At 70.6% G+C, this 22,208-nt stretch carries 21 protein-coding genes; all 21 read left to right on the top strand.

Annotated elements, in window-relative coordinates; translation table 11 throughout:
- The first annotated feature begins 170 nt into the window (after window positions 1–170).
- Genes HWX55_RS13530 through HWX55_RS13430 form a run of 21 tightly spaced genes read left to right on the top strand, consistent with a single transcriptional unit; the run spans window position 171 to window position 22,206 of the window.
- Window positions 171–1,934 (top strand): fatty acyl-AMP ligase, encoded by a 1,764-nt coding sequence (locus HWX55_RS13530; RefSeq protein ID WP_244140558.1) that lies wholly within the window; start codon window positions 171–173, stop codon window positions 1,932–1,934.
- Window positions 1,931–2,641 carry an ABC transporter ATP-binding protein gene (locus HWX55_RS13525; protein WP_175976027.1) on the top strand — a complete coding sequence of 237 codons (711 nt, stop codon included), beginning with the start codon at window positions 1,931–1,933 and terminating at the stop codon, window positions 2,639–2,641. Before HWX55_RS13530 ends, HWX55_RS13525 begins: the two co-directional genes overlap by 4 nt.
- Window positions 2,613–3,830 carry an FtsX-like permease family protein gene (locus HWX55_RS13520; RefSeq protein WP_175976026.1) on the top strand — a complete coding sequence of 406 codons (1,218 nt, stop codon included), beginning with the start codon at window positions 2,613–2,615 and terminating at the stop codon, window positions 3,828–3,830. Before HWX55_RS13525 ends, HWX55_RS13520 begins: the two co-directional genes overlap by 29 nt.
- Window positions 3,827–4,570: an outer membrane lipoprotein-sorting protein gene (locus tag HWX55_RS13515; RefSeq protein ID WP_175976025.1), complete on the top strand. Its 744-nt coding sequence runs from the start codon at window positions 3,827–3,829 to the stop codon at window positions 4,568–4,570. Before HWX55_RS13520 ends, HWX55_RS13515 begins: the two co-directional genes overlap by 4 nt.
- Window positions 4,560–5,897 (top strand): hypothetical protein, encoded by a 1,338-nt coding sequence (locus HWX55_RS13510; RefSeq protein WP_175976024.1) that lies wholly within the window; start codon window positions 4,560–4,562, stop codon window positions 5,895–5,897. The genes HWX55_RS13515 and HWX55_RS13510 overlap by 11 nt, the downstream gene beginning before the upstream one ends.
- Before the next feature lie 13 nt (window positions 5,898–5,910).
- Window positions 5,911–6,996 (top strand): hypothetical protein, encoded by a 1,086-nt coding sequence (locus HWX55_RS13505; protein WP_175976023.1) that lies wholly within the window; start codon window positions 5,911–5,913, stop codon window positions 6,994–6,996.
- A gap of 58 nt (window positions 6,997–7,054) precedes the next feature.
- Complete coding sequence (locus HWX55_RS13500; RefSeq protein WP_006481176.1) at window positions 7,055–7,309, top strand: acyl carrier protein; 255 nt, start codon at window positions 7,055–7,057, stop codon at window positions 7,307–7,309.
- 7 nt (window positions 7,310–7,316) lie between these two features.
- Window positions 7,317–8,192, top strand: a complete 876-nt coding sequence (locus HWX55_RS13495; protein ID WP_175976022.1) for a hypothetical protein — start codon at window positions 7,317–7,319, stop codon at window positions 8,190–8,192.
- Between the two features lies 1 nt (window position 8,193).
- Window positions 8,194–8,820, top strand: a complete 627-nt coding sequence (locus tag HWX55_RS13490; RefSeq protein ID WP_175976021.1) for a hypothetical protein — start codon at window positions 8,194–8,196, stop codon at window positions 8,818–8,820.
- Entirely contained in the window at window positions 8,820–9,803 is a 984-nt protein-coding gene (locus HWX55_RS13485) for a ferritin-like domain-containing protein (protein ID WP_175976020.1), read from the top strand. The genes HWX55_RS13490 and HWX55_RS13485 overlap by 1 nt, the downstream gene beginning before the upstream one ends.
- 1 nt (window position 9,804) lies before the next feature.
- Window positions 9,805–10,794: a 3-oxoacyl-ACP synthase gene (locus tag HWX55_RS13480; RefSeq protein WP_175976019.1), complete on the top strand. Its 990-nt coding sequence runs from the start codon at window positions 9,805–9,807 to the stop codon at window positions 10,792–10,794.
- The gene (locus HWX55_RS13475) at window positions 10,784–11,959 is read left to right on the top strand and encodes a PLP-dependent decarboxylase (protein WP_175976018.1); all 1,176 of its coding nucleotides are present in this window, start codon (window positions 10,784–10,786) and stop codon (window positions 11,957–11,959) included. Before HWX55_RS13480 ends, HWX55_RS13475 begins: the two co-directional genes overlap by 11 nt.
- A 16-nt stretch (window positions 11,960–11,975) precedes the next feature.
- Complete coding sequence (locus HWX55_RS13470) at window positions 11,976–13,553, top strand: acyl-CoA ligase (AMP-forming), exosortase A system-associated (protein WP_175976017.1); 1,578 nt, start codon at window positions 11,976–11,978, stop codon at window positions 13,551–13,553.
- A complete protein-coding gene (locus tag HWX55_RS13465) occupies window positions 13,550–14,644 on the top strand; it encodes a hypothetical protein (protein WP_175976016.1) in 1,095 nt (364 codons plus the stop codon). The genes HWX55_RS13470 and HWX55_RS13465 overlap by 4 nt, the downstream gene beginning before the upstream one ends.
- Window positions 14,644–16,494 carry an acyl-CoA dehydrogenase gene (locus HWX55_RS13460; RefSeq protein ID WP_175976015.1) on the top strand — a complete coding sequence of 617 codons (1,851 nt, stop codon included), beginning with the start codon at window positions 14,644–14,646 and terminating at the stop codon, window positions 16,492–16,494. The genes HWX55_RS13465 and HWX55_RS13460 overlap by 1 nt, the downstream gene beginning before the upstream one ends.
- 1 nt (window position 16,495) lies before the next feature.
- Window positions 16,496–17,761 carry a citrate/2-methylcitrate synthase gene (locus tag HWX55_RS13455; RefSeq protein ID WP_175976014.1) on the top strand — a complete coding sequence of 422 codons (1,266 nt, stop codon included), beginning with the start codon at window positions 16,496–16,498 and terminating at the stop codon, window positions 17,759–17,761.
- Between the two features lie 28 nt (window positions 17,762–17,789).
- Entirely contained in the window at window positions 17,790–18,452 is a 663-nt protein-coding gene (locus HWX55_RS13450; RefSeq protein ID WP_074808097.1) for a class I SAM-dependent methyltransferase, read from the top strand.
- A gap of 3 nt (window positions 18,453–18,455) precedes the next feature.
- The gene (locus HWX55_RS13445) at window positions 18,456–19,529 is read left to right on the top strand and encodes a TauD/TfdA family dioxygenase (protein ID WP_175976013.1); all 1,074 of its coding nucleotides are present in this window, start codon (window positions 18,456–18,458) and stop codon (window positions 19,527–19,529) included.
- Window positions 19,530–19,540: 11 nt separating this feature from the next.
- The gene (locus tag HWX55_RS13440) at window positions 19,541–20,554 is read left to right on the top strand and encodes an ABC transporter ATP-binding protein (RefSeq protein ID WP_175976012.1); all 1,014 of its coding nucleotides are present in this window, start codon (window positions 19,541–19,543) and stop codon (window positions 20,552–20,554) included.
- Window positions 20,547–21,626, top strand: coding sequence for an ABC transporter permease (locus HWX55_RS13435; protein WP_175976011.1), 1,080 nt, complete (start codon window positions 20,547–20,549; stop codon window positions 21,624–21,626). Before HWX55_RS13440 ends, HWX55_RS13435 begins: the two co-directional genes overlap by 8 nt.
- A gap of 37 nt (window positions 21,627–21,663) precedes the next feature.
- A complete protein-coding gene (locus tag HWX55_RS13430) occupies window positions 21,664–22,206 on the top strand; it encodes a permease (protein WP_175976010.1) in 543 nt (180 codons plus the stop codon).
- The last annotated feature ends 2 nt before the right edge of the window (window positions 22,207–22,208 follow it).

Genomic DNA, 22,208 nt, shown 5'->3' with positions numbered 1-22,208 from the left:
CGCTGATAACGAATGTGCGCTGCCCCGAGTGGATGCGCTCCGCTCATGCATAGCCTGCATAGATTCCGTTTGTCGCGGCCGATCGATCCGGCAAGAATCCACCTCACTCGACGAACGGCGCCGCCGGCACCGTGGCGCGAGCGGCCGTGTTCCGCAACGGGAGAATCCTCGTGACGAAGTACGCATCGACCATTCATCGCCTGATCGAATCGCTCGAGGACGTCGCGGGCGCCATGCACCGCATGACGTTCGTCGACGATGCGGGCAACGAAGCCGGCGTCACGTACCGGCGCTTCGCGGAAGCGGTGTTTCATCAGGCCGGCGCGCTGCGCGAGCTCGGTGTGCGCGAGAACGATCTGGTGATGCTGGCGCTGCCCGCGTCGGTCGAGCATGCGGTCGCGATGATGGCTTGCGTGATGACGGGTGCGCTGCCCTGCACCGTGCCCGTTCCCGCACGGCGCGCGGCGGCCGGACGGCAGGTGATCGACGTCGCGTGCGAGCTGTACCGGCCGCGCATCGTCGTCGCCGCGGATGCGCAGGCCGCGGCGTGGCGCGACGACGCGTTTCCCGCGGCCTCAACACGCGTGGTCGATCTCGCGACGCTGTCGAATGCCGCCGACGCCGGCGCGCGCGCACTGATCAGCGCGAAGAGCGGCAGCGATCCGCATCATGTGCAGCTCACGTCCGGTTCGACGTCGCATCCGAAGGCCGCGGTGCTCAGCCACGAGAACGTGATCGCGAACGTGCTCGGCATCGGCGGCTCGGTGCGCTTCGATATCGCGGCCGGCGACGGCACCGCGTCGTGGCTGCCGCTCTATCACGACATGGGGCTGCTCACGCTGCTGTCGAACCTGCATTACCGCGCGCCGCTGCTGATGATGCAGCCGAACAGCTTCATCCGGAATCCGCTCGGCTGGTTGAAGCGCATCGCGTCGGCGCGCGCGACGACGACGTCGGTGCCGACCTTCGCGCTGCGCTACTGCGTGCGCCGCTTCAATGCGGCAGCGATGGACGGCGTCGATCTGTCCGCGTGCCGCAACATCTTCATCGGCGGCGAACGCGTCGACGACGCGACGCTGCGCGATTTCGCCGCGACGTTCGCGCCGTACGGCCTGGCGGCATCGGCGCTGCAACCGTGCTACGGGATGGCCGAATCGACGCTCGCGGTATCGATGCATCGCGCGTGGCACGAAGGCGCGGTCGACGGCGCGCCGTACGTGATCGCCGACACGCTCGACCGGCGCGCGCTGATCGAGCGCCGCGACGCGCAGCCGGCCGCCGCGAACGACGGCCGCGAGACGGACACCGAAACGGTGCTCGCGATGGGCACGCCGATCGACGGGATGGCGTTCCGCATCCTCGACGACGGCGACCGCGCGCTGGCGAACCGCGCGGTCGGCGAAGTCGCGATCCGCGGCACGTCGGTGATGCTCGGCTACCTGAACCCCGACGACGGCACGATCGCCGCGCCGCTGACGGCCGACGGCTGGTTCCGCACCGGCGACATCGGTTACGTCGCGGACGGCCAGCTGCATATCCTCGGCCGCAAGAAGGAAGTCATCATCATTCGCGGCAGCAACTATTTCCCGCACGAGATCGAGGAAGCGCTGGCGTCGCACAGCGCGCTGCGCAAGAGCACGTGCATCGCGTTCGGGCTGCCCGATCCCGAAACCGGCACCGAGCGGCTGGTCGTCGCGATCGAGGCGCGGCCCGTCGACGCGACGCCGCAAACGCGCACCGAATGCCAGCAGCTGCTCGCGTCGCGCATCGGCTTCGCCGCGCAGGATCTGTGTTTCGTCGAGCCCGGCTCGCTGCCGCGCACGACGAGCGGCAAGCTGCAGCGCGTGAAGTGTCGCGATCTCTATGCGAACGGCGCGCTGCCCGTCATCGCAGCACCGGTTGCCGTCGAAGCGGGCCAGGGAGCATTCGCATGACGGCCGCGCCCCTGGCCCCGGTGCTCGAGCTGCGCGACGTCACACGCACGTACGAAGGCGCGGGCCGCGTCGTCGCGGTGCGCGACGCGACGATCTCGATCGCCCGGCACGACGTCGTCGCGCTCGTCGGTCCGTCGGGCAGCGGCAAAAGCACGCTGCTCAACCTCGCCGGCTTTCTCGACGTGCCGACGAGCGGCGAACGCTGGCTCGAAGGCCGCCGGATCGACGACGCGCCGGACACGCTCGAACGGATTCGCCGCGAACGCATCGGCTTCGTATTCCAGCAGTTCAACCTGATACCGGTGATGTCGGCGCTCGAGAACGTCGAGCTCGGCTGCTTCGCGTGGGGCACGCCGCGCACGCGGCGCGAGCGCGCCCGCGCGATGCTCGACGCGGTGGGGCTCGCCGCGCGCGAACGGCATCGGCCCGGCGAGCTGTCCGGCGGCGAACAGCAGCGCGTCGCCCTGGCCCGCGCGCTCGCCAAGGAGCCGGCGATCGTGATCGCGGACGAGCCGACCGCGAGCCTCGACAGCACCAATGCGCGGGCGGTCGCCGAGCTGATCCTCGACACCAACCGCACGCTGGGCACCGCCTTTCTGATTGCGTCGCACGACGATCGTCTGTGCGCGCACCTGCCGCGCCGCATCGAGATGCGCGACGGCGTACCGGGAGTGAATCGTGAACTGGTCGACGTTTGCGTGGCGTAACCTCTGGCGCAACCGGCGCCGCACCGTGCTGACGATGGCGATGATCGGCGTCGCCGCGTTCGCGTCGAGCCTCGCGCTCGGCTACGTGATCGCGACGTTCGATGCCGTGCGCGAAGGGTCGATCGACAGCGGCGTCGGCCACGTACAGGTGCTGCATCACGGCTATCTCGACCTGATCGGCGAACGGCCGCTGCAATACGGGCTGACCGCCGACGAACAGGCCGCCGCCACGCAGGCGATTGCAAAGCTGCCCGGCGTCGCGACGACCGCGCGCGGCATCGACTTCGACGGGCTCGTATCGAACGGCGACCTGAGCTACGGCTTCGTCGGCGAAGGGATCGAACCGAACCGCGAGCCGCCCGGCTTCTTCGACTATCACACGGTGCTGTCGGGCCACTATCTGTCGCCGACGAACGCGGGGACCGAAGTCGTCGTCGGCGCGGAGCTCGCACGCAAGCTCGGCGTGCACGTCGGCTCGGTCGTGCAGCTGATGGCGTCGACCGCGCATGGCGGCATCAACGCGACCGACGCGCAGATTGTTGGCGTGATGAGCACCGGCAACAAGGACGTCGACGAACGGATCGTCAACGTGACGTTCACGGCCGCGCAGGCGCTGCTGCGCACCGACCGCGCGTCGCGCATCGCGGTGTTCCTCGAGGACACCGCCGGCACGACGGCCGCCGCCGCGACGCTGCGCACCGCGCTGCCGACGCTCGACGTGCGGACCTGGGACCAGCTCGTGTCGCTCTATCACCAGGTCGTCGCGCTGTACAAGAACCAGTTCTCGGTGTTCGGCGCGATTCTCTGCGTGACGATCCTGCTGTCGATGAGCAACTGGATTTTGATGAGCATCGTCGAGCGGCGCCGCGAGATCTCGACGCTGCGCGCGCTCGGCGTGCCGGCCGCGACGGTGCGCGGCGTGCTGATCCAGGAAACCGCGCTGCTCGGCCTGCTCGGCGCGGCCGCCGGCATCGCGCTCGCGCTGCTGACGATGATCGCGCTCAATCACGCACAGATTCACCTGCCGGCGCCGCCCGGCCGCGTGAAACCGATCCTGCTCGAATTCACCGTATCGCCCGTCGCCGTGGCCGCCGTCGAAGCCGCGTTCGTCGTGCTCGGCGTGGCCGCGGCGCTGCTCGCGACGATCGGGCTCGCGAAACGCAACATCCTCGAAGGACTCGCCCCATGAACCGCATTCGCCTTACGTTCGCCGCGCTCGTCGCGTGCGTGCCGCTCGCCGCGCACGCGGCCGACACGCCGACGGCCCAGACCATGCTCGCCCGTGCCGACGCCTACCGCAGCACGGCCGCCGATACGCAGACGAACATCCGGATCACCAACGAGGTCGGCGGACAAGCCGGCGACGCGACGCGCTATCTCGTCTACACGCGCGGCAACGGCGACACGCTCGCGCTGACGCGCAGCGGCGAGAACGACGGCCAGAAATACCTCGCGACGACGCGCGGGCACTGGTTCTACGTGCCGAACACGCGCAGCGCGGTGCGCATCAACGGGATGCAGCGGCTGCAAGGGGAAGTCGTGATCAGCGATATCACGCGCACGCACTGGGCCGACAGCTATCGCGCGACGGCCGTGCCGGGCACGACGCCGATCGCCGGCAAGCCGGCCACCGAGCTCGACCTGAGCGCGGCCGATCCCGACAACGTGTACCCGACGATCAAGCTGTGGGTGACGCCCGACACCGACGTGCCGGTGCGCGCGCAGTTCTTCCTGGCGAGCGGCCTGCTGTTTCGCAGCGCCGACTTTTCGGCTCCGGTCGACGCGAACGGCCGCAAGGTGATCCGCAAGATCACGTATCGCAACGAGGTCGAGAAGCAGCGCGCGAGCGTCGTCGACATCCTCGACGGCCAACCGCGCAAGATTCCGTCGGGATGGTTCAATCCCGACACGCTCGCCGATGGCCAATGAGTACGACGCCGATGCCGACGCTCATCGTGACCGCCTCCGTTCACCGCCCGATCGCGCAAACCGCACGTCCCGCGGCTGGCCCGGCGTCGCGCTCGCGATCCCGCTCGCGCTCGGTTGCACGCTCGCGCACGGAGAATCGCTGATGGATCAGCTCGGCACGCTCAACGGTATCGGCTACGCGCGCTCCGTCGACAGCATGGACGGCCGCGCGCTGCTCGGCCGCCTGATCGGCGACTCGCCGCGCAACCAGCAGGAAGCCGGCCTGCTCGCACGCATCGACGGCGAGAACCTGTTCGTGAACGCGCGCGTCGTCGCCAGCAACCATTCGCTCGGCGCACAGGCGAGCCGCTTCAACGAAGCCGGCGTGCGCTACGCGTTCGACAACGGCATCACGCTGACGGCCGGCAAGCGGATCGATACGCTCGACACGTCGCAGGCGTTCTTCCCGCTCGGCTTCTTCCAGAAGCGGGCCGCGACGGCCGACATCTACGATCGCTACGGCGACGTCGAAGGCACGCCGCTCGTCGAAGCGAAATGGGCCGGAGAACAGACCACGCTGCAATTCATCGCCGGCGAGAACCGCACGCTGCGCAACGACGTCGACAACCGCGACGTGCAGGGCGCGACGCAGCTCGTGCGCGGCGCGTACAACTGGGCGGGCGGCTCGGCCGCACTGCTCGCGGGCCGTCACGCGGGCCGAGGCGGCGCGGGAGCGACGCTGTCGTTCGACGTCGCGCGTTCGAACACCGTCTATGCGAGCGCGTGGCTCGAACGCGGCACGACGCGGCCGCTGCCCGCGTTCATCGCGAACGGCACGCCGCTCGATTCGGCCGACGCGTACGACGCCGTCGATCGCCGCAACGATCGCCAGTACATGTGGCGCAGCGCGGTCGGCATGCAGAGCGCGCTGCCCGGCAACCTGTCGCTGATCGTCGAGTGGTCGCACGACGAAGCGCGTTACGACGCGAGCCAGTGGCGCCGGATGGTCGGCGCGGCGCAGGCGAACAACGCACTGCTGCCTGTCGCGCCCGGCGCCGCGCTGGCCGGCCTCGGCGGCACGGCCAACTTCGTGAGCGTCGACGGCAGCCTGCGCGACTACCTGTTCGCGCGGCTCGGCAAGAAGGTCGGCCGCGTCGAGTATTCGCTGCGCGGCGTCTATTCGCCGCAGGACAAGGGCCTGCTCGCGATCGCGCAGGTCGTCGCCGACGTGAACAAACGCGTGAGCGTCGATGTCGCGCTCACCCACGCCTTCTCCGACAGCCAGTCCGAGTACCGGATGGTCGGCCTCGGCACCCGCATCGACGCCGCCGTGCGCGTGCGTTTCTGACAGGAACCCTGCCATGTCCACGCTTTCCGCTCCCACCCCGGTCGCACCGCCGCCGCTGCTGCGCGTGGCCGACCAGGCTGCGTATCCGGTGCTGCGCCACCTCGACGCGATCGGCACGCCGCCGCGCGCGGCGGCCCGGCTCGTCGAAGCCGCCGCCGTGCGGCTGCTCGACAGCGAGATGGTGATCGCGCTGCGTGCCGCCACGCCGGACGTGCTGCCCGACGCGTCCGCGTCGACACCGCTGCGGCACGACGAGGCGCCGCTCACCGAAGCGCTGCTCGAGCAGATCGGCAGCGAAGGGTTTCATCACCTGTTCAAGCCGTTCATGCGCGCATTCATCCGCATCATGTTCGGGCTGTTCTTCTCCGACGACCAGAACCGTCGCGCATGCGAATGCATCGACGCCGGCCACAACTTCGCGTTCCTGATGAGCGACGGCGGCGGCCCGACGCTGGCCGCCTGGCGCACCGTCGTACGCAGCGACGACAACGGGCTCGCGCTGACCGTCGACAAGGTATGGGGCATCGAGGCGCACCGCGACTGCATGGCCGTCGTCGCCGCGCGCCTGCCGGGCGTGATGTTCCCGGCCGCCTATCTCGTGTGGCCCGACGAGTACCGAAAACTGAAACGCACGACCTGCGGCGCGCCGTTCCTCGCGGGCAACCTGCAACTCGCGAACGTCGGCGGCCCGGTGCGCGTCGCCGCCGAGGATCGGCTGCGGATCGGCGGGCCGACCGTCTTCAACAAATACCTGACCGTCGTGCGGCCGTACTTCGTCCGCGCGCTGATGGCGCACGTCGGCTGGCTCGAACGGACCGGCCGCGTCGAACTCGATGCCGACGCGCGCGCCGTGCACCGCTTCATCGCGGACGCCGCGCGCACCCAGACCGACGACGCGCACTACAGCTTCGGCAAGGTGCAGCGCGTGCTAGCGATCAAGCTGCTGTCGAACGAGTTCCTGAGCGCTCTCGTGCGCGACGGCAAGGTGCCGCTGTTCGACGACCAGCGCGACCTGCTGGCGTTTTCGAAGATGGAAGGCAGTTCGTACCGTTGTTATCACGAGCTTCGCAAGAGCCTGCGCTGCGAAGCCGGCAGTTGATCCACGCGACAGGCCGATCGATCCCGATCCATTCAACTCAACTCCAGGAGCTCCCCTCATGACGACCCAGAACGTTCCGGCCGACGCGCTCGACATCCTGTCCCGCGAAGTCGCGAAGATCCTCAACGTCGAAACCGTCGACACGGACGCCGGCATCGGCGAACTCGGCATCGATTCGCTGAACATCGTCGAGCTGATCGTGTTCTGCGAACAGCTTTACGGTTCGATCGATCCGGAAGCGCTGAACATCACGCAGTACACGACGCTGCAGCAGCTCGACGCGCAACTGCGCAGCCAGCAGCACGCGGCCTGATACGGCGATGCTCGCGCCCCTTGCCCCCGTGGCGACCGCCGCCGTCGAGCCGGCCCCGGCGACCGCGCTGACCGTGCAGGCGCTCGCGTACCGGCGCGTCGCGCCGTCGCGCGACGGCGCGGCCGTGCCGCTCGACGACACGGCGCACGCGATCGGCACGCTCGCGTGCGCCGAGCGCGAGCGGCTGTGCGGCGCGGTCGGCGCGGACGACTACGTGGTCAGCTCGACGATCCTGTCGATGCTGCTGATGAACGATTCGCCGCAGCATCGCGTGTTCGCGCGGGCGCTGGCCGGCGCGAACGACTACACGCCCGACTGGATGACCTGCTCGTACGAATGCGCGGGCTGGGGCTACGTGCTGCGCCGCACGCTCGCGACCGCGGCCGAGACCGGGCCGCGCACGCTGCTGCTGCAGATCGTCGACATCGACGTGCACGGCTATACGTACTGGCACGGCAACCCCGCCTGGGGGCGCTCGGGCTTCGGCGTCTGCACGCTGCTCGTCGACGTCGGCCGCGAGCCGGCGCAGTCGGTGATCGCCGACGCCGCGCCGCCGTCCAGCGCGGTCGTGCGGCTCGGCCGCGACATCCGCACGTTCTGCGCGGCGCGCCCGGGCCTGCACGCGGCGCTGCCGTTCTTTCCGGCCACGTCGCGGCGCGCGCTGCTCGCGTCGGTCGGCAAGACGCCGCTGCTGCCGGACGGCCACGGCGTGTTCGGCCATGCGTTCGGCAGCGACCCGTGGCTGTCGGTGCTGCTCGCGCACCGCGCCGGCGACACGCCGCGCCGCGCGGCCGTCTGCTCGCTCGCACTGAACGGCTATTACGCGATCGCCGACGTCGCGTTCGCGCCGGACGCGACGTTCTCTCTCGACGGCGAGGCGTGAGATGGTGCGACCCGTTCACTTCACCTACCGGATCGAGCGCGATGCGCGCCAGCCAGTCGCGGTCGCGGCCAGCGCGTACCGGATGCCGCTCGACACGCCCACCGACTACGCACGCGCCGCGCTCGCGGAAGCGGCCAGCGATGCGTACGACGCGAACAATACGTCGGACGCGGCCGGCGGCGAGCGCCGCGTGCTGCTCGACCACGTGCAGTATTTCGCATTCCTCGCCGAAGTCACCGCGCGGATTCGCGACGCGGTGCACCCGGACGCGCGCCTGTTCATCGAAGTGTGCGCGCCGTATTTCGGCGCGCTGCCGGCCGAGCTGCTCGCGCCGCACGTGCTGCTCGGCGTGCACCTGTACGACGAAGCCTTGCGCGATGCCGCGCGCGGCGCACCGGTCGTCTGGATCGGCGACCGCATCCTGCGCGATGCGGAATTCGCCGGCGACAACCGCGTGTGCTGCGCGATCTGGCCCGCGCGGCTCGCCGATGCGTTCGACGCGCAACTGCGCGGCGCGTGGCCGGCGTTCGCGATCCGGCTCGAACCGCACCCTGGCGCGTCGCGCGCCGCCCCATTCACCGATTCCGCCCATCATTCCGGCGCCGCCGCGCGGCCGGGGAGACCCTGATGAACGACACGCTTACCGTGATGCAGGACACGGCCGATATCCGCTGGTCGATGCCCGTCGACGCGCTGATGTCGAACGACTACACGCTGCGCGAAGAGGCGCTCAACCGGCTATACGAGAAGGCGAAGGCCGCGCAGTGGGACGTCGCGACCGACGTCGACTGGAACCACGACCTCGACCCGGCGAACCCGCTCGGCATGCCCGACCCGACGCTGCTGATCTACGGCACCGAGCTGTGGGGCAAGCTCGCCGACGCCGACAAGCACGAGGTGCGCCACCACGCGCAGGGCTGGCTGCTGTCGCAGATCCTGCATGGCGAGCAGGCCGCGCTGATCTGCGCGTCGAAGCTCGCGTCGGCCGAAAACGGCCTGAGCGCGCGGCTGTGCGCGGCCGCGCAGATGATGGACGAAGCGCGCCACGTCGAGGCGTACGCGAAGCTCGTCAACGAGAAGCTCGACGTCAGCTACCCGATGAGCCGCTCGCTGAAGGGGCTGCTGCACGACACGATCACGAGCAACGCGCTCGACATGACGAACCTCGGGATGCAGGTGCTGGTCGAGGGCATCGCGCTGTCGATCTTCCAGAGCGTCGTCGCGTACAGCACCGACCCGTTCATCAAGGACCTGTTCCTGCGGATCCAGCGCGACGAAGCGCGCCACTTCGCGGTCGGCCGGATCACGCTGTGCCGCGTGTACGCGGAGATGAGTTCGCACGAGCTGCGCGAGCGCGAGGAATTCATCTGCGAAGGCGCGGCCGTGCTGTACGAGCATCTGTGCGCGGACGACATCTGGGAACCGATGGGGCTGTCCAAGCGCGAATGCAGCGCGATGGTGCGCGAGTCGCCGGTATCGAGCTCGATCCGCCGCTCGATCTTCCGGCGCCTCGTGCCGACGATCCGCGAGATGGGCCTGCTCACGCCGACCGTGCAGGCCACCTTCGAAAAGCTCGACGTCCTCGACTACGCGGCGATGCCGCTCAATTGACATGACGATGCCCTCTTCCCCCGCATCCCACGACGCCGGCTTCTGGATCGGCATCGACGCGGTGGCCTACGAGCTGCCGGGCCCGCCCGTCGATATCGAGGCCTGGGCCGCCGAGCGCGACTACCCGGCGCAGCGGGCGGCCGCGATCGCGCAGTCGGGCAGCCGCTATTTCCACATGGCGCTCGACACGAGCGAGACCGATCTCGCGATCGCGGCGGTCGGCCGGCTGCTCGACACCGCGCGCGTGCATCCGTCCGACGTCGGCGCGATCGTGCACGTGCACACGCAGCAGTTCAGCGTGCCGCCCGCGCCGCGCAGCCTGCCGCACGAAGTGGCCGCGCGCTTCGGCATCGAGCCGCTGTGGCTCGGCTCCGTCGCGCAACTGAACTGCGTGTCGGTCGCGGCCGGCATCGAGACCGTGCGCGCGCTGATGCGCCGCCATCCGCAACTCGACACGGCGCTCGTCGTGTCGTCCGACCGCGTGTACGGCGAGGATTACCGGATGCGGCAGATGACGGGCGTGCAGTGCGACGGTGCGGCCGCGATGCTGATCGCGCGCAACAGCACGAAGAACCGGCTCGGCGGCATCGCGATCGAAACGCATGCGAAATGGCATCGCGGGTCGGACACCGTCGCCGCGAACGAGGCCGACCTGATCATGATGGAGTGGCCGTACACGCGCCGTGCGATCGACGCAGCCGTCGCGCTCGAGCCGCATGCGCTCGACGCATACGACCTCGTGCTGCCGCACAACGCCGACCTGCCCGGCTGGAGCGCGCTGTGCCGCGCGATGCGCGTGCCGGCCGAGCGGCTCTATGCGGACAACATCCATGCGCGCGGCCACGCGTGCTGTTCGGATTTCCCGATCAACCTGGCCGACGTCGGGCTCGATGCGGTCGCGCATGGCCGGCGCGTGCTCGGCGTGATGCAGTCGAACTGCGGCGCGTATGCGGCCGCCACGCTCCATCCGGTGAGCCGCCATGACGCCTGAGCGCCCGCTTCCCGCCGCCGCCGATCAGGCGTGGATCGCCGATCTGCGCACGCCGTGCTACGTGTACGAGCCCGAGGTCGCGATCGCCCGCTACCGGTCGCTGAAGGCGCGGCTCGGCACGCGGCTGATCGTGTCGCTGAAGGCGAACCCGAATCAGGACATGCTCGCGCGTTGCGCGCATGCGTACGAGGACGGCGTCGAACTCGCGAGCCGCGGCGAACTCGACGCGGTGATCGGCCGGATCAAGACGCCGCGCTACCTGAACAATCCGTCGATGGACGAGATGTTCATGCGCGCGGGGCTCGCGTCGCGCTGCCATTTCGTGCTCGACAACCCGGACGCGGTCGCGCGCTTCGTGCCGCTCGCCCGCGAAGCGGCGGCCGGCGGCAGCACGCCGGGCGCCGTGCTGCTGCGCGTGAACGCCGGCGCGTTAGCGGGTGAACACGCAAGGGCGCTGTGGCACGACCACTTCGGGATGACGCCGAACGAGGCGCACGACGCGGTGCGCACGCTCGCGGCCGCCGGCTTGCCCGTCGCCGGGCTGCATGTGTTCTCCGGCCCGCATTCGTTCATCCGCCAGGACCCGACGCAGCCGGACACGCTCGTGTTGCCCGAACGGCTCGCGGCGCTGGCGCGCGATCTCGCACCGGCCAACGGTGCGCCGCTCGCGTCGCTGAGCCTCGGCGGCGGCTTTGCCGACGATCATCCGGGCGATATAGCGTTCGAACGCTATGCGACCGCGCTCGCGCCGCTCGCCGGCCAGTATTCGCTCGCCCACGAATCCGGCCGCGCGATCTTCGCCGATGCGGGCGTGTTCGCGACGCGCGTCGTCGCGGTCAAGCCGTGGCAGGACCGCACGATCGCGGTCTGCGACGGCGGGCTGTCGCATGCGTTCCTGCTCGCGCAGACCGAAACGATGATGCGCCGCCTGGCCGCGCCGTCGCTCGTGCGCCGCACGCCCGCGCCGCCGCCCCGTGGCGTGCCGACGCTGTACGTCGGCAGCACCTGCAGCCGCGCGGACGTGATCGGCCGCGACGATACGGGCGCGCCGCCCCAGGTCGGCGACATCGCGGTGTTCGCGCGCTGCGGCGCCTATCACCGCACGTACTCGATGGCGCATTTCCTGTCCCACGAAGCCGCGCACGTGTACGTGCGGCCGGCCTGAACCCGAGGAGCCGATCATGAACGCATTGATCAGCATCGCCGACCTGCTCGAACACGGCGCCGAGCGCTGGCCGCATCGTCCGGCGTATACCGACGGCGGCGGCACACTGACTTACGACCAGCTCGCGCGCGCGGTCCGGCGCGCCGCCGCCGCGCACGCCTCGCGCGGCGTGCAGCGCGGCGAACGGGTCGCGATCTACGCGCCGAAGCGCATCGAAACCGTGGTCGCGATGCTCGCGGCCAACGCACTCGGCGCGATCTTCGTGCCGGTCAATCCGCAGTTGAAGGAAGCGCAGATCGAACACATCGTCGCCGACAGCGGCGCCGCGCTGTTCGTGACCGGCGCGCAGCGGCTCAAGCGCCTGCCAACACTCGCCGCGCTCGTCGGTGAACGCACGCTGCTGATCGAGGAATTGGCCGATGCGATCGAAGCAGCCGACACCGACGCGCCGGCACTGCCCGCCGCCGGCCGCCCGGTCGACGACGATCCGGCCGCGCTGCTCTACACGTCCGGCTCGACCGGCAAGCCGAAAGGCGTCGTCGTGTCGCATCGCAACCTGGTGTCGGGCGCGTTCAGCGTCGCCGCGTACCAGCAGCTCGCCGAAGACGACGTCGTGCTCGGCGTGCTGCCGCTCAGCTTCGACGCGGGCCTGAGCCAACTGACGACCGCGCTCGCGTCCGGCGCGTGCTACACGCCGCTCGACTTCCTGCAGCCGGCCGAAGTGCCGCGCCATTGCGACGCGTTCGGCGTCACGTCGATCACCGGCGTGCCGCCGCTGTGGATGCAGCTTGCGTCCGCCGGCTGGAGCGACACCGCACGTACGCGAATCCGCCGCTTCGCGAACACCGGCGGCCATCTCGCGACGCCGCTGCTGCATCGCCTGCAAGCGCTGTTCACGCACGCGTCGCCGTACCTGATGTACGGGCTGACCGAGGCATTCCGCTCGACCTACCTGCCGCCGGCCGACGCGGCGCTGCGCCCGACGTCGATCGGCAAGGCCGTGCCGAACGCGGAGATCCTCGTGCTGCGCGCGGACGGCAGCGAATGCGCGGCCGACGAGCCCGGAGAACTCGTGCATCGCGGCGCGTTCGTCACGCTCGGCTACTGGAACCGGCCCGAGCTGACCGCGCAGCGCTTTCGCCCGCTGCCGCGCCGCCACGGCGAAATCCCGCGCCCGGACGTCGCCGTGTGGTCCGGCGACATCGTGCGGCGCGACGCGGACGGCTACCTGTACTTCGTCGCGCGCGGCGACGACATGATCAAGACGTCCGGCTATCGCGTGAGCCCGACCGAGGTCGAGGACGTGCTGTTCGCGCTGCCGCACATTCGCGAGGCTGCCGTATTCAGCGTCCCGCACCCGGCGCTCGGCGAGGCGATCGCCGCGTGCGTCGTGTCGACGCTCGACGCCGACGCGTGCCGCGCCGACATCGCCCGCGCATGCCGCGACGCGTTGCCCACCTACATGAACCCGCTCGTCGTCGAGCCGCTGCCCGCGTTGCCGCGCAACCCGAACGGCAAGATCGACCGACCGGCGCTGAAAGCGCAGTATCGCGACGCGTTCGCGCGCCCGAACCTCGAGGAGACCGCCGCATGACCCTGTCGACGCTCGATGAAACCTGTGTCGGCGCGCCGCGCGTCGCCGCGCCCGGCACGCTCGCGCTGTCCGGCGGCGTCGTGGTGCTGCCGCCCGCCGTCGTGTTCAGTGCGATCCAGGCGCAGGAGCGCCATCCCGGCTACCGGCACCTGCTGCTGCCGCAGGCGCGCTTTGCGCGGCCGCGCGGCCTGGGCGCGCTGACGCCCGACGAAGGCACGCGTCTCGCGCCGGGCGGCCGGCCCGCGCTGCGCGTCGCGCCGCCCGGGCGCAGCCTCGCCGATCTCGCCGCCGATGCGGCGCTCGACCTGCGCGACCAGCTCGGCTCCGGCCCGCTGGCCCGCACGACGCACGTGATCGTCGCCAGTTGCGCGCTCAACGAAGGCATCGGCGACTCGGTCGTCGGCCGCATGCAGTACGAACTCGGGCTGCAGCGCGTGACGCCGTTCGCGCTCGGCCAGAACGGCACGCTCGGCTGGTATTCGGCGCTGATGCTGCTCGACGGGCTGCTGCGCGACGAAGGCGACCAGGCGCTCGTGATCCTCAGCGACAAGTGGCTCTACCCGTTCTTCCGCCAGTTCGGCGACCTGGTCGGCTACGGCGACGCGGCCGCCGCGCTGCTCGTGTCGCGCGCGGGCCCGTCGCCCGAGCCGGCCGCGTGGAGTGGCGTGCGCTCCGTCGCGCTCGAATTCGGGCCGTCGATCGCCGATCCGTGGGCCGACGCGCCGGCCGCGCTGCGCGACACGCTCGCGCCGGTCGCCGCGCGCGCGATCCGCCGCGCGCTCGACCAGGCCAACCTGCGTGCGAACCAGATCGACTGGTGCGTGCCGCCCGGCTTCGATCCCGGCTTCGCGGCGCGCGTGGCCGACGCCGCGTCGATTCCGGTCCCCGCGCGCATCCAGCACGACGGGTCGGGCCATCTGTCGTCAGCCGAATCGGCCGCCGCGCTGATCCGGCTCGCAGGCGCGCTCGACGAAGGCGAACGCCGCACGGTGCTCGTATGGGACGCGGCGCTGCATGGCGCGGCGGCAGCAGCCGTCGTCGACCTCGCCGGCGGCCTCGACGCCGCGCTCGATATCGAAGGAGATGCATGATGAGCGCCTACAAGGTCAGCCTGCGCGAGCTGCGCTTCTTTCTGTGGGAACTGTTCGAGGCCGACAAGCGGTTCCTGGCGGAACACGGCCTGTACGGCACGCACGATCGCGCGTCGATCGATGCGCTGCTCGAACGCGCACGCGATTTCGCGCTCGACCTCGGCCGCAGCTACCAGCAGGCGGACGTCGAGGGCTGCACGCTGCTCGACGACGGCCAAGTACGGATTCCTTCGCATTTCCACGCGCTGTGGGCGCGCTTTCGCGACGAGTGGTCGAACACGCTGTTCGGTACCGCGCACGGGCTGCCGCCGATCGTCACGCAGATGATCTACGAGATGTTCATGGGCGCGAATCCGTCGTTCATGACGTACGGCGGCTTCACGCGCCCCGCGGTCAAGCTGCTGCAGATGCACGGCACGCCGCACCAGAAGGCGCTGATCGCGCCGCTCGAAGCGTACCGCTGGGACGCGTGCTTCTGCGCGACCGAGCCGCAGGCCGGCACCGACCTGACCGCGGTCGCGCTGCGCGCGACGCCGCTCGAACGCGACATCTACGCGATCGACGGCGAGAAGGTCTATATCTCGGCCGGCATGCACGAGCTGACGGAAAACACGCTGTACTTCGTGCTCGGGCGCATCGACACCGCGTCGCCGGATTCGTTCTCGCTATCGTGCCTCGTCGTGCCGCGCTTCTGGCCCGACGAAACCACCGGCGAGCTGCAGCCGAACCACGTCGACTGCATCGGCCTGCCGCGCAAGATGGGGCTCAAGGGCTGCGCGAACACCCATCTCGTGTTCGGCTCGAACGGCACGACGAAAGGCTGGCTGCTCGGCGGCCGCCGCAACGTCGGGCTGTTGCAGCTGATGCCGCTGATGAACCAGGCGCGGATGAGCACCGGGATGTTCGGCGTCGGCGTCGCGTCGAGCGCGTACCTGCACGCGGTCGAGTATGCGGGCCGCCGGCTGCAGGGCCGGCCGATCGAGCGCGCGTCGAACACGAACGCCGCACGCGTCGCGATCGTCGAGCACGCGGACGTGCAGCGCATGCTGGTCGACATGAAAAGCCGCGTCGACGGCTGCCGCGGCCTGCTCGGCAAGCTCGCGGCCACCGCGACGCGCGCGGCGATGCTCGAGGCGACGCCCGACGCCGACCCGGCCGAGATCGAGCGTCATCGCAAGCTGCAACTGCTGCTGACGCCGATCTGCAAGGCGTTCATCTCCGACCAGGCGTGGCGCATCTGCGAGACGGCGATCCAGGTGCACGGCGGGCTCGGCTATACCGATGCGAGCCCGGTCGAGCAGAACGCGCGCGACGTGAAGATCCTGTCGATCTGGGAAGGCACGAACTACATCCAGGCGCAGGATCTCGTGCGCGACAAGCTCGGCTTCGGCCGCCATTCGCGGCTGATCCAGTACTACCGCGACGAACTCGACGCGTTCCTCGCGCAGCAGCATCAACCCGGCACGCAGGCGGAATTGCGGCCGCTGTTCGATGCGCTGCGCACGGGCGCCGACCGCATCGCCGCCGCGCTCGACGACATCGCGCGCGACGTGCAGGACGGCCATACGCATCGCAGCAGCCAGTTCTACACGCGCTTTCTGGAGATGTTCGGCGTCGTCACGTCGGCATGGGTGCTGCTCGAATCGGCGACGATCGCCGCGCGCCGGCTCGATGCGCCGGAAACGGCCGACGCGCCGGCCGAACTCGCGTTCTATCGCGGCAAGCTGAAAAGCGCGCGCTACTACTTCGCGAACGTGCTGCCCGTCGTCGACCAGCACGCCGCCGTGATCGCCGCGATGGCGCACGCGGCGATCAGCGTCAGCAGCGACGAACTCGCCGCGGTGGAATGACATGGACACGACGCTCGATTCCGGCACCTCCGCCACCATCACCGCGACCGACGATGCGCCGCGCAATCTGCTCGGCCGCCCGGCGACGCGCCATCGCGGCACCGACATCGACGGCGCGACGCTCGACCCCGAAGCGCTGCGCGTGCGCGATCTCGACCTGAACGCGCTGATCGGCGCGACGACGTTCGAAGGCGCGCTCGCGCACCTGTGGTTCGACGTCGCGCCCGGCAGCGCCGACCATCGCGCGCACGAGGCGACGATCGGCGCGCGGCTCGCCGCGTTCGCCGACGCGCTGGCGCCGGGCGCGGTCGCGCAGTCGGTCGCGGCCGAGCTCGGCGCGGCCGGCGTCGCGCCGGTGTTCGCGGCCGCGTCCGGCCTGCTGCGCGGCCTCGACGACGTGACCGCACGCGTGCAAGGCGCGGCGCCGGGCGATGTCGATCTCGACACGATGCTGCTGTGCGCGGCCGCCGCGCCGTTTCTGCTGCATGCGGCGATCGAGGGCCGGCCGTTCGCGGCAGGCGCGGGCGCCGGCGCCGGCGCCGGCGCCGGCAGCACGGCGCTCGAGGCAGCGCAGACGCAAGCGCAACGCATGCTCGTGCTGACCGGCGCGACGCGCCACGACGCACCGGCGCAAGCGGCGATGGACATGCTGCTCGTCGCGTGGCACGCCGGCTTCGGCTACATCACGCCGACCGTGCTCGCGCCGCGCGTCGCGATCGGCACCGGCGTCACGCTGACGCAGGCCGTCGCATCCGGCTTTCTCGCGAGCGGGCCGTCGCACGTCGGCGCGGCGCTCGAAGCGATGCAGTGGCTCGCCGCGCTCGCGCAGTCGGTGCCGGGCGGCGCCGGTGCGCCGGCTACGGCGCTCGATACGGCCGGGCGCGCGGCGATCGACGCGGCGCTCGACGCGAAACGCACGCTGTACGGCTTCGGCCATCCGCTGTTCGTCGCCGATCCGCGTCCGCCGCACATACGTGGCCGGTTGACGGAAGCAGGCTTCGACGGCCGATACATGACGCTGTTCGACGCGTGCTGCGCACAGGCCGACGCGCGTCGCGCGCTGCGGCCGAACATCGATTTCCTGACCGCCGCGACGCTGCTCGAACTCGGCGTCGCCGCGCCGTCCTGGGGCGTCGGCGTCGGGCTCGGCGCGCGCATCGCAGCGATGGCCGCGCATGCCGTGGAACGGCGCCGCCGCCCGGCGTTCGGCGTCAACAGCGCGACCGCGCGACGGCTGCTGGCCGCTGTGCCGGTCGGCTGGCTGTGAACCCTCACCCTTTCGCACAAGGAACGTCATGCTGCTCAAGAACCTGCGCCCGGCGAACGACTACGATCGCTTCGCCACCGAAACGCTCGAACCGTGGGACCTGCTGTTCATCAGTCGCATCCGCCAGCTCGCGCGCGGGATGACGGCCGGCACGATCGCCGATATCGGCACGGCCACCGGCGTCGTGCCGGTGCGGCTCGCGACCGATCCGGCGATGCGCGGCTGGCGCTACGTCGGCATCGACCTCGATCCGGCGATGCTCGACGAAGGCCGCCCGCGCATTCACGAACTGGGGCTCGACGACACGATCGAGATGCGCGTCGGCGACGCACTCGCGCTGCCGTTCGACGACGGCACGCTGACGATGGCGGTCGGCCGCGCGACGCTGCATCACCTGCCCGACAAGGCACTCAGCCTGACCGAGATGTATCGCGTGCTGGAGCCGGGCGGCATCGCGCTGGTGCACGACATGCGCCGCGACGCGCCGCAGCACCTGCTCGACCGCTTCACCGAGATGCGCGCGGCCGCCGACTATCCGCCGACCCACGTCGAGGAAAAGATCACACTCGACGAAGCGCATGCGCTGGTGGCCGAAGCCGGCCTGACTGCCGTTGCGTCGATCTACAGCCCGAGCATGGGGCTCGGCGCGCTCGGCTTCGAAATCCTGCTGAAGAAACCGGCGCTGGCCTGAGCGATGACCGATCTCGCCTTCCTCGCCGCGCATGCGGCCGTGCGGCTCGGCGCCGACGACGTGCAGTGCGCGCCGGTCGCGCCCGGCGCGACGCTGCCGCTGTGCGTGACGCCGCGCAGCGCCGAACTCGCGACGTCGCCGGAAATGTTCGTCGCGTGGTACCGCTCGCGGCTCGACACGATCGACACGCTGCTCGATGCATGCGGCGCGCTGCTGTGGCGCGGCTTCGCGGTGCCCGACACCGCCGCGTTCGGCCGCCTCGGCGCGCTGTATCCGGCGCACGCGAACGGCTATACGGCCGGCGCCGCCCCGCGCCGGCAGATCGACGGCCAGGTGTACGAATCGACCCGCATGCCGCCGCCGTTCAAGATCGGGCTGCATCAGGAGATGGCCTACATGCCCGCGTTCCCGCGCCTCGTCGCGTTCTACTGCCGGCAACCGGCCGACGCGGGCGGCGAAACGCCGATCTGCGACATGCGGCGCGTGACCGCGCGCCTGCCGGCCGCGCTGCGCGCGCGGTTCGCCGAGCGCGGCGTGATGTATCTGCGCAATTTCGCGGCGCCGGGCGACCGCGCGGACGGCATCGCCGCGAACCCGAACCTGCCGTTCGCCGCGTACCACCGGCCGTGGGACGACGCGTTCGGCACGACGGCGCGCGACGAAGTCGAGCGGCTGTGTGCGGAGCGCGGCGTCGGCTGCCGCTGGCTCGACGACGGCAGCGTGACCGTGTCGCACGTCGGCAGCGCGCTGCGCACGCATCCGCGCACCGGCGAGACGGTGTGGTTCAACCAGGCGAGCGCGCAGCACCCGAACCCACGCTCGATGGGTGAGCTCAGCTATCGCTACCTGCAGCGCATCTACGGCGCGCGCGCCGCGTTCCCGTACGAGATCCGCTACGGCGACGGCGCGCCGATGCCGTTCGACGATCTGGTGGCGATCTACGACGCGCTCGACGACGAGGAATGCGCGTTCCCGTGGCAGGTCGGCGACGTGCTCGTCGTCGACAACATGCTGGTCGCGCACGGCCGCAACCCGTACCGGGGCGCGCGCGACACGCAGGTCATGCTGTTCGACTGAGGATGCCGACGATGAGCGTTTCGTTTCTTGCGTCCGTGCGCGCGATGTTCGGCCCGCCCGCCGCGTTCGACCGGCCGCAGCGCACGGGCACGCCGCCGCTGCCCGACGCGCATGCGCCGGGCGCGGCGCTCGGCGCGCGCGCGATCGACGTCGCGGCCGGCGATTTCCGCTTGTCCGCGCGCCACGTGCGGTTCCGGCTCGGTGCGATCACCGCGATCGTCGGCCCGAACGGCTCGGGCAAGACCACGCTGCTCGAAACGCTGCTCGGCTTCCGGCGCGGCGGCAGCGACGTGCGCGTGCTCGACGTGCCGGCCGAACGCTTCATGCGCGATTCGCGGTCGCTGCGGCGGCTCGGCGCGCAGTTGCAGAAGGTCGAGTATCCCGATCATCTACGCGTATCCGAGATCGTCGCGCTGCACCGCGCGATGTACGCGCACACCGATGCGGCGATCACCGACGCGCTCGGCATCGCCGAGCTGCTCGACAAGCCATGCCGCGCGCTGTCGAAGGGGCAGCGCCAGCGCGTGGACCTGTACGTCGCGCTCGCGCACCGGCCGGAGCTGGCCGTGCTCGACGAGCCGTTCACGGGGCTCGACCGCCGCTATGCGGGCGTCGTGATCGACCTGCTGCGTCATCGCGCGAGCGGCACGAGCGTCGCGATGATCTGCCATTCCGACGAAGAACTGAGCGTGGTCGACGATCTCGTATGGGTGCGCGACGGCGGCGTGCGCTACCAGGGCGACCAGGACACGCTGCGCGCCAAACTCGTCGGCGATGCGCGCGCGGTCCTGCATTGCCGCGACGAAGCCGACGCGCGCGCGCTGCGCAAGCGGCTCGCCGCGCTGCCGGGCGTGACCGGCGTGCGCGTGTCGGCCACGCATGTGGTCGAGGCGTTCGGCGACGCGACGCTGCATCCGAACGTGCACCGGATCGTCGGCGAACAGGGCATCCAGCATCTCGCGCTCGCGCCGAGCACGCCGGGCGACCTGCTGCGCCTGTGCACCGAGGGCCCGACCCATGATTAAGGTGTTCCTGATTCTCGTGCGCAACGAGCTGCTCGGCTATCTGCGCAGCCGCTCGTCGCTGTTCTGGACGCTCGTGTTCCCGGTGTTCCTGCTGAGCGTGATGCTGTTCGCGTTCGGCGGCTCGGGCTCGCTCGGCACGGCCGACGTCGCATTCGACTTGCCCGGCGGCGCGACGCCGTACAACCAGGCGTGCCAGGCGCAGATCGTCGCCAGCCTGTCGCACAGCGACACGGTGAAGGCGACCTTCGGCGGGCGCGGCGCGCCGGCCGATCGCGTGATCGTCGTGCTCGGCGCGGACGAACGCACGCCGGCGACGATCCGCTACGACTTCAACGGCTCGCTCGCGGTAAAGGCCGCGTCGCGCGTCGTCGAGATCGCGCTCGCGCGCTGCGCCGCGCAGCGGCTCGGGCTGCCGGCCGCGCAGGCGCGCTTCGAGAACGCCGCGCCGACGCGCCGCCCGTTCGACTATGGCGCATTCTTCGCGACCGGCATCCTGGTGATGGCGTTCATGGCGATCGGCCTCAATTCGACGACCACCGCGATCGCCGCGCTGCGCGAGCGCAATACGTTCAAGCTCTACGTGTGCTTCCCGGTGTCGCGCGGCGTGTTCCTCGCCGCGCTGATCGTCGCGCGGATGGCGATGATGGCGCTGTCGGCGCTCGTGCTGCTGACGGTCGCGCGCGTCGCGTTCGGCATCGCGCTGCCGATCGCGACGCCGGACGGGCTGCGCGCATTGCCGATCGTGCTGCTCGGCGCGGCGATGGTGCTGAGCATCGGCGTGCTGCTGGCGAGCCGCACCCGCTCGCTCGCGGCGGCCGAACTCGCGTGCAACGTCACGTATTACCCGCTGCTGTTCTTCAGCGACCTGACGATCCCGATGCACGACGCGCCCGCGTGGCTGAAGGCCGGGCTCGCGTTCCTGCCGACCAACCAGTTCGCGGTCGCGCTGCGCGGCGCGCTGGTCGACGGCGCGCCGTACGCGCAGCTCGCGCCGCAACTGCTCGGCATGACCGCGTGCACCGCGCTGTTCCTGTTCGCCGCCGCGCGGCTGTTCCGCTGGCACGACGCGTGACGCGTCGCCACGCTGTTTCGACGAAGGAGAGACACCGATGAAATCGAACCATCCCATAACCGACTACCTGCTGCACGCGAGCAACTTCCTGCCGGCGATCGTGTTCCTGTTCTACGGCCGGCTCGGCCCCGAGCAGCCGGACCTGCGCTGGACCCATGCGTTCCTGATCGGCGGCGTGCTCGCGCTCGTGCACGGCGCGATGCTGATGCGCCGCGCGGAGCGCAACAGCATCGCGATCGGCGTCGACCTGTTCCTCGTGATCGGCGCGGTGCTCGCGCTCGTGTCGCCGACAGGTAGCCGTCTGTGGGGCGAGGAACTCGGGCCGGCCGCGATGCTCGTCTGCGTGCTGGTGGTCGGCATCGTGCATACCGCCTGGTCGGACGGCGGCTTCGTCGACGGCACGTTCGTCGACCATGCGCGCACGCGTTCGCTGTCGCTCGTGCTGCTCGCGGTTACCGTCGTCGCGCTCGCGGTGTCGATTGCGATGCGCCACAGCCCGCTGTGGGGCGGCGTCGTGCCGCTGATCGCGCTGGTCGTCGTGCGCGGCCGGCTGCGCAAGCAGCTCGCGCGAGCACGCTGACG

Origin of the sequence: Burkholderia sp. BCC1047 (genome assembly GCF_902833155.1) — a bacterium.
Classification (GTDB): domain Bacteria; phylum Pseudomonadota; class Gammaproteobacteria; order Burkholderiales; family Burkholderiaceae; genus Burkholderia; species Burkholderia sola.
This window is presented reverse-complemented; position numbering and strand designations above follow the sequence as displayed.

What these genes read in the sequence shown, in the direction of transcription:
- HWX55_RS13510 (WP_175976024.1), top strand. Translation starts at nt 4,560, where the DNA reads ATGGCCAATGAGTACGACGCCGATGCCGACGCTCATCGTGACCGCCTC.
- HWX55_RS13485 (WP_175976020.1), top strand. Translation starts at nt 8,820, where the DNA reads ATGAACGACACGCTTACCGTGATGCAGGACACGGCCGATATCCGCTGG.
- HWX55_RS13440 (WP_175976012.1), top strand. Translation starts at nt 19,541, where the DNA reads ATGAGCGTTTCGTTTCTTGCGTCCGTGCGCGCGATGTTCGGCCCGCCC.
- HWX55_RS13490 (WP_175976021.1), top strand. Translation starts at nt 8,194, where the DNA reads ATGGTGCGACCCGTTCACTTCACCTACCGGATCGAGCGCGATGCGCGC.
- HWX55_RS13460 (WP_175976015.1), top strand. Translation starts at nt 14,644, where the DNA reads ATGAGCGCCTACAAGGTCAGCCTGCGCGAGCTGCGCTTCTTTCTGTGG.
- HWX55_RS13500 (WP_006481176.1), top strand. Translation starts at nt 7,055, where the DNA reads ATGACGACCCAGAACGTTCCGGCCGACGCGCTCGACATCCTGTCCCGC.
- HWX55_RS13480 (WP_175976019.1), top strand. Translation starts at nt 9,805, where the DNA reads ATGACGATGCCCTCTTCCCCCGCATCCCACGACGCCGGCTTCTGGATC.
- HWX55_RS13450 (WP_074808097.1), top strand. Translation starts at nt 17,790, where the DNA reads ATGCTGCTCAAGAACCTGCGCCCGGCGAACGACTACGATCGCTTCGCC.
- HWX55_RS13470 (WP_175976017.1), top strand. Translation starts at nt 11,976, where the DNA reads ATGAACGCATTGATCAGCATCGCCGACCTGCTCGAACACGGCGCCGAG.
- HWX55_RS13430 (WP_175976010.1), top strand. Translation starts at nt 21,664, where the DNA reads ATGAAATCGAACCATCCCATAACCGACTACCTGCTGCACGCGAGCAAC.
- HWX55_RS13445 (WP_175976013.1), top strand. Translation starts at nt 18,456, where the DNA reads ATGACCGATCTCGCCTTCCTCGCCGCGCATGCGGCCGTGCGGCTCGGC.
- HWX55_RS13455 (WP_175976014.1), top strand. Translation starts at nt 16,496, where the DNA reads ATGGACACGACGCTCGATTCCGGCACCTCCGCCACCATCACCGCGACC.
- HWX55_RS13515 (WP_175976025.1), top strand. Translation starts at nt 3,827, where the DNA reads ATGAACCGCATTCGCCTTACGTTCGCCGCGCTCGTCGCGTGCGTGCCG.
- HWX55_RS13505 (WP_175976023.1), top strand. Translation starts at nt 5,911, where the DNA reads ATGTCCACGCTTTCCGCTCCCACCCCGGTCGCACCGCCGCCGCTGCTG.
- HWX55_RS13435 (WP_175976011.1), top strand. Translation starts at nt 20,547, where the DNA reads ATGATTAAGGTGTTCCTGATTCTCGTGCGCAACGAGCTGCTCGGCTAT.
- HWX55_RS13465 (WP_175976016.1), top strand. Translation starts at nt 13,550, where the DNA reads ATGACCCTGTCGACGCTCGATGAAACCTGTGTCGGCGCGCCGCGCGTC.
- HWX55_RS13475 (WP_175976018.1), top strand. Translation starts at nt 10,784, where the DNA reads ATGACGCCTGAGCGCCCGCTTCCCGCCGCCGCCGATCAGGCGTGGATC.
- HWX55_RS13525 (WP_175976027.1), top strand. Translation starts at nt 1,931, where the DNA reads ATGACGGCCGCGCCCCTGGCCCCGGTGCTCGAGCTGCGCGACGTCACA.
- HWX55_RS13495 (WP_175976022.1), top strand. Translation starts at nt 7,317, where the DNA reads ATGCTCGCGCCCCTTGCCCCCGTGGCGACCGCCGCCGTCGAGCCGGCC.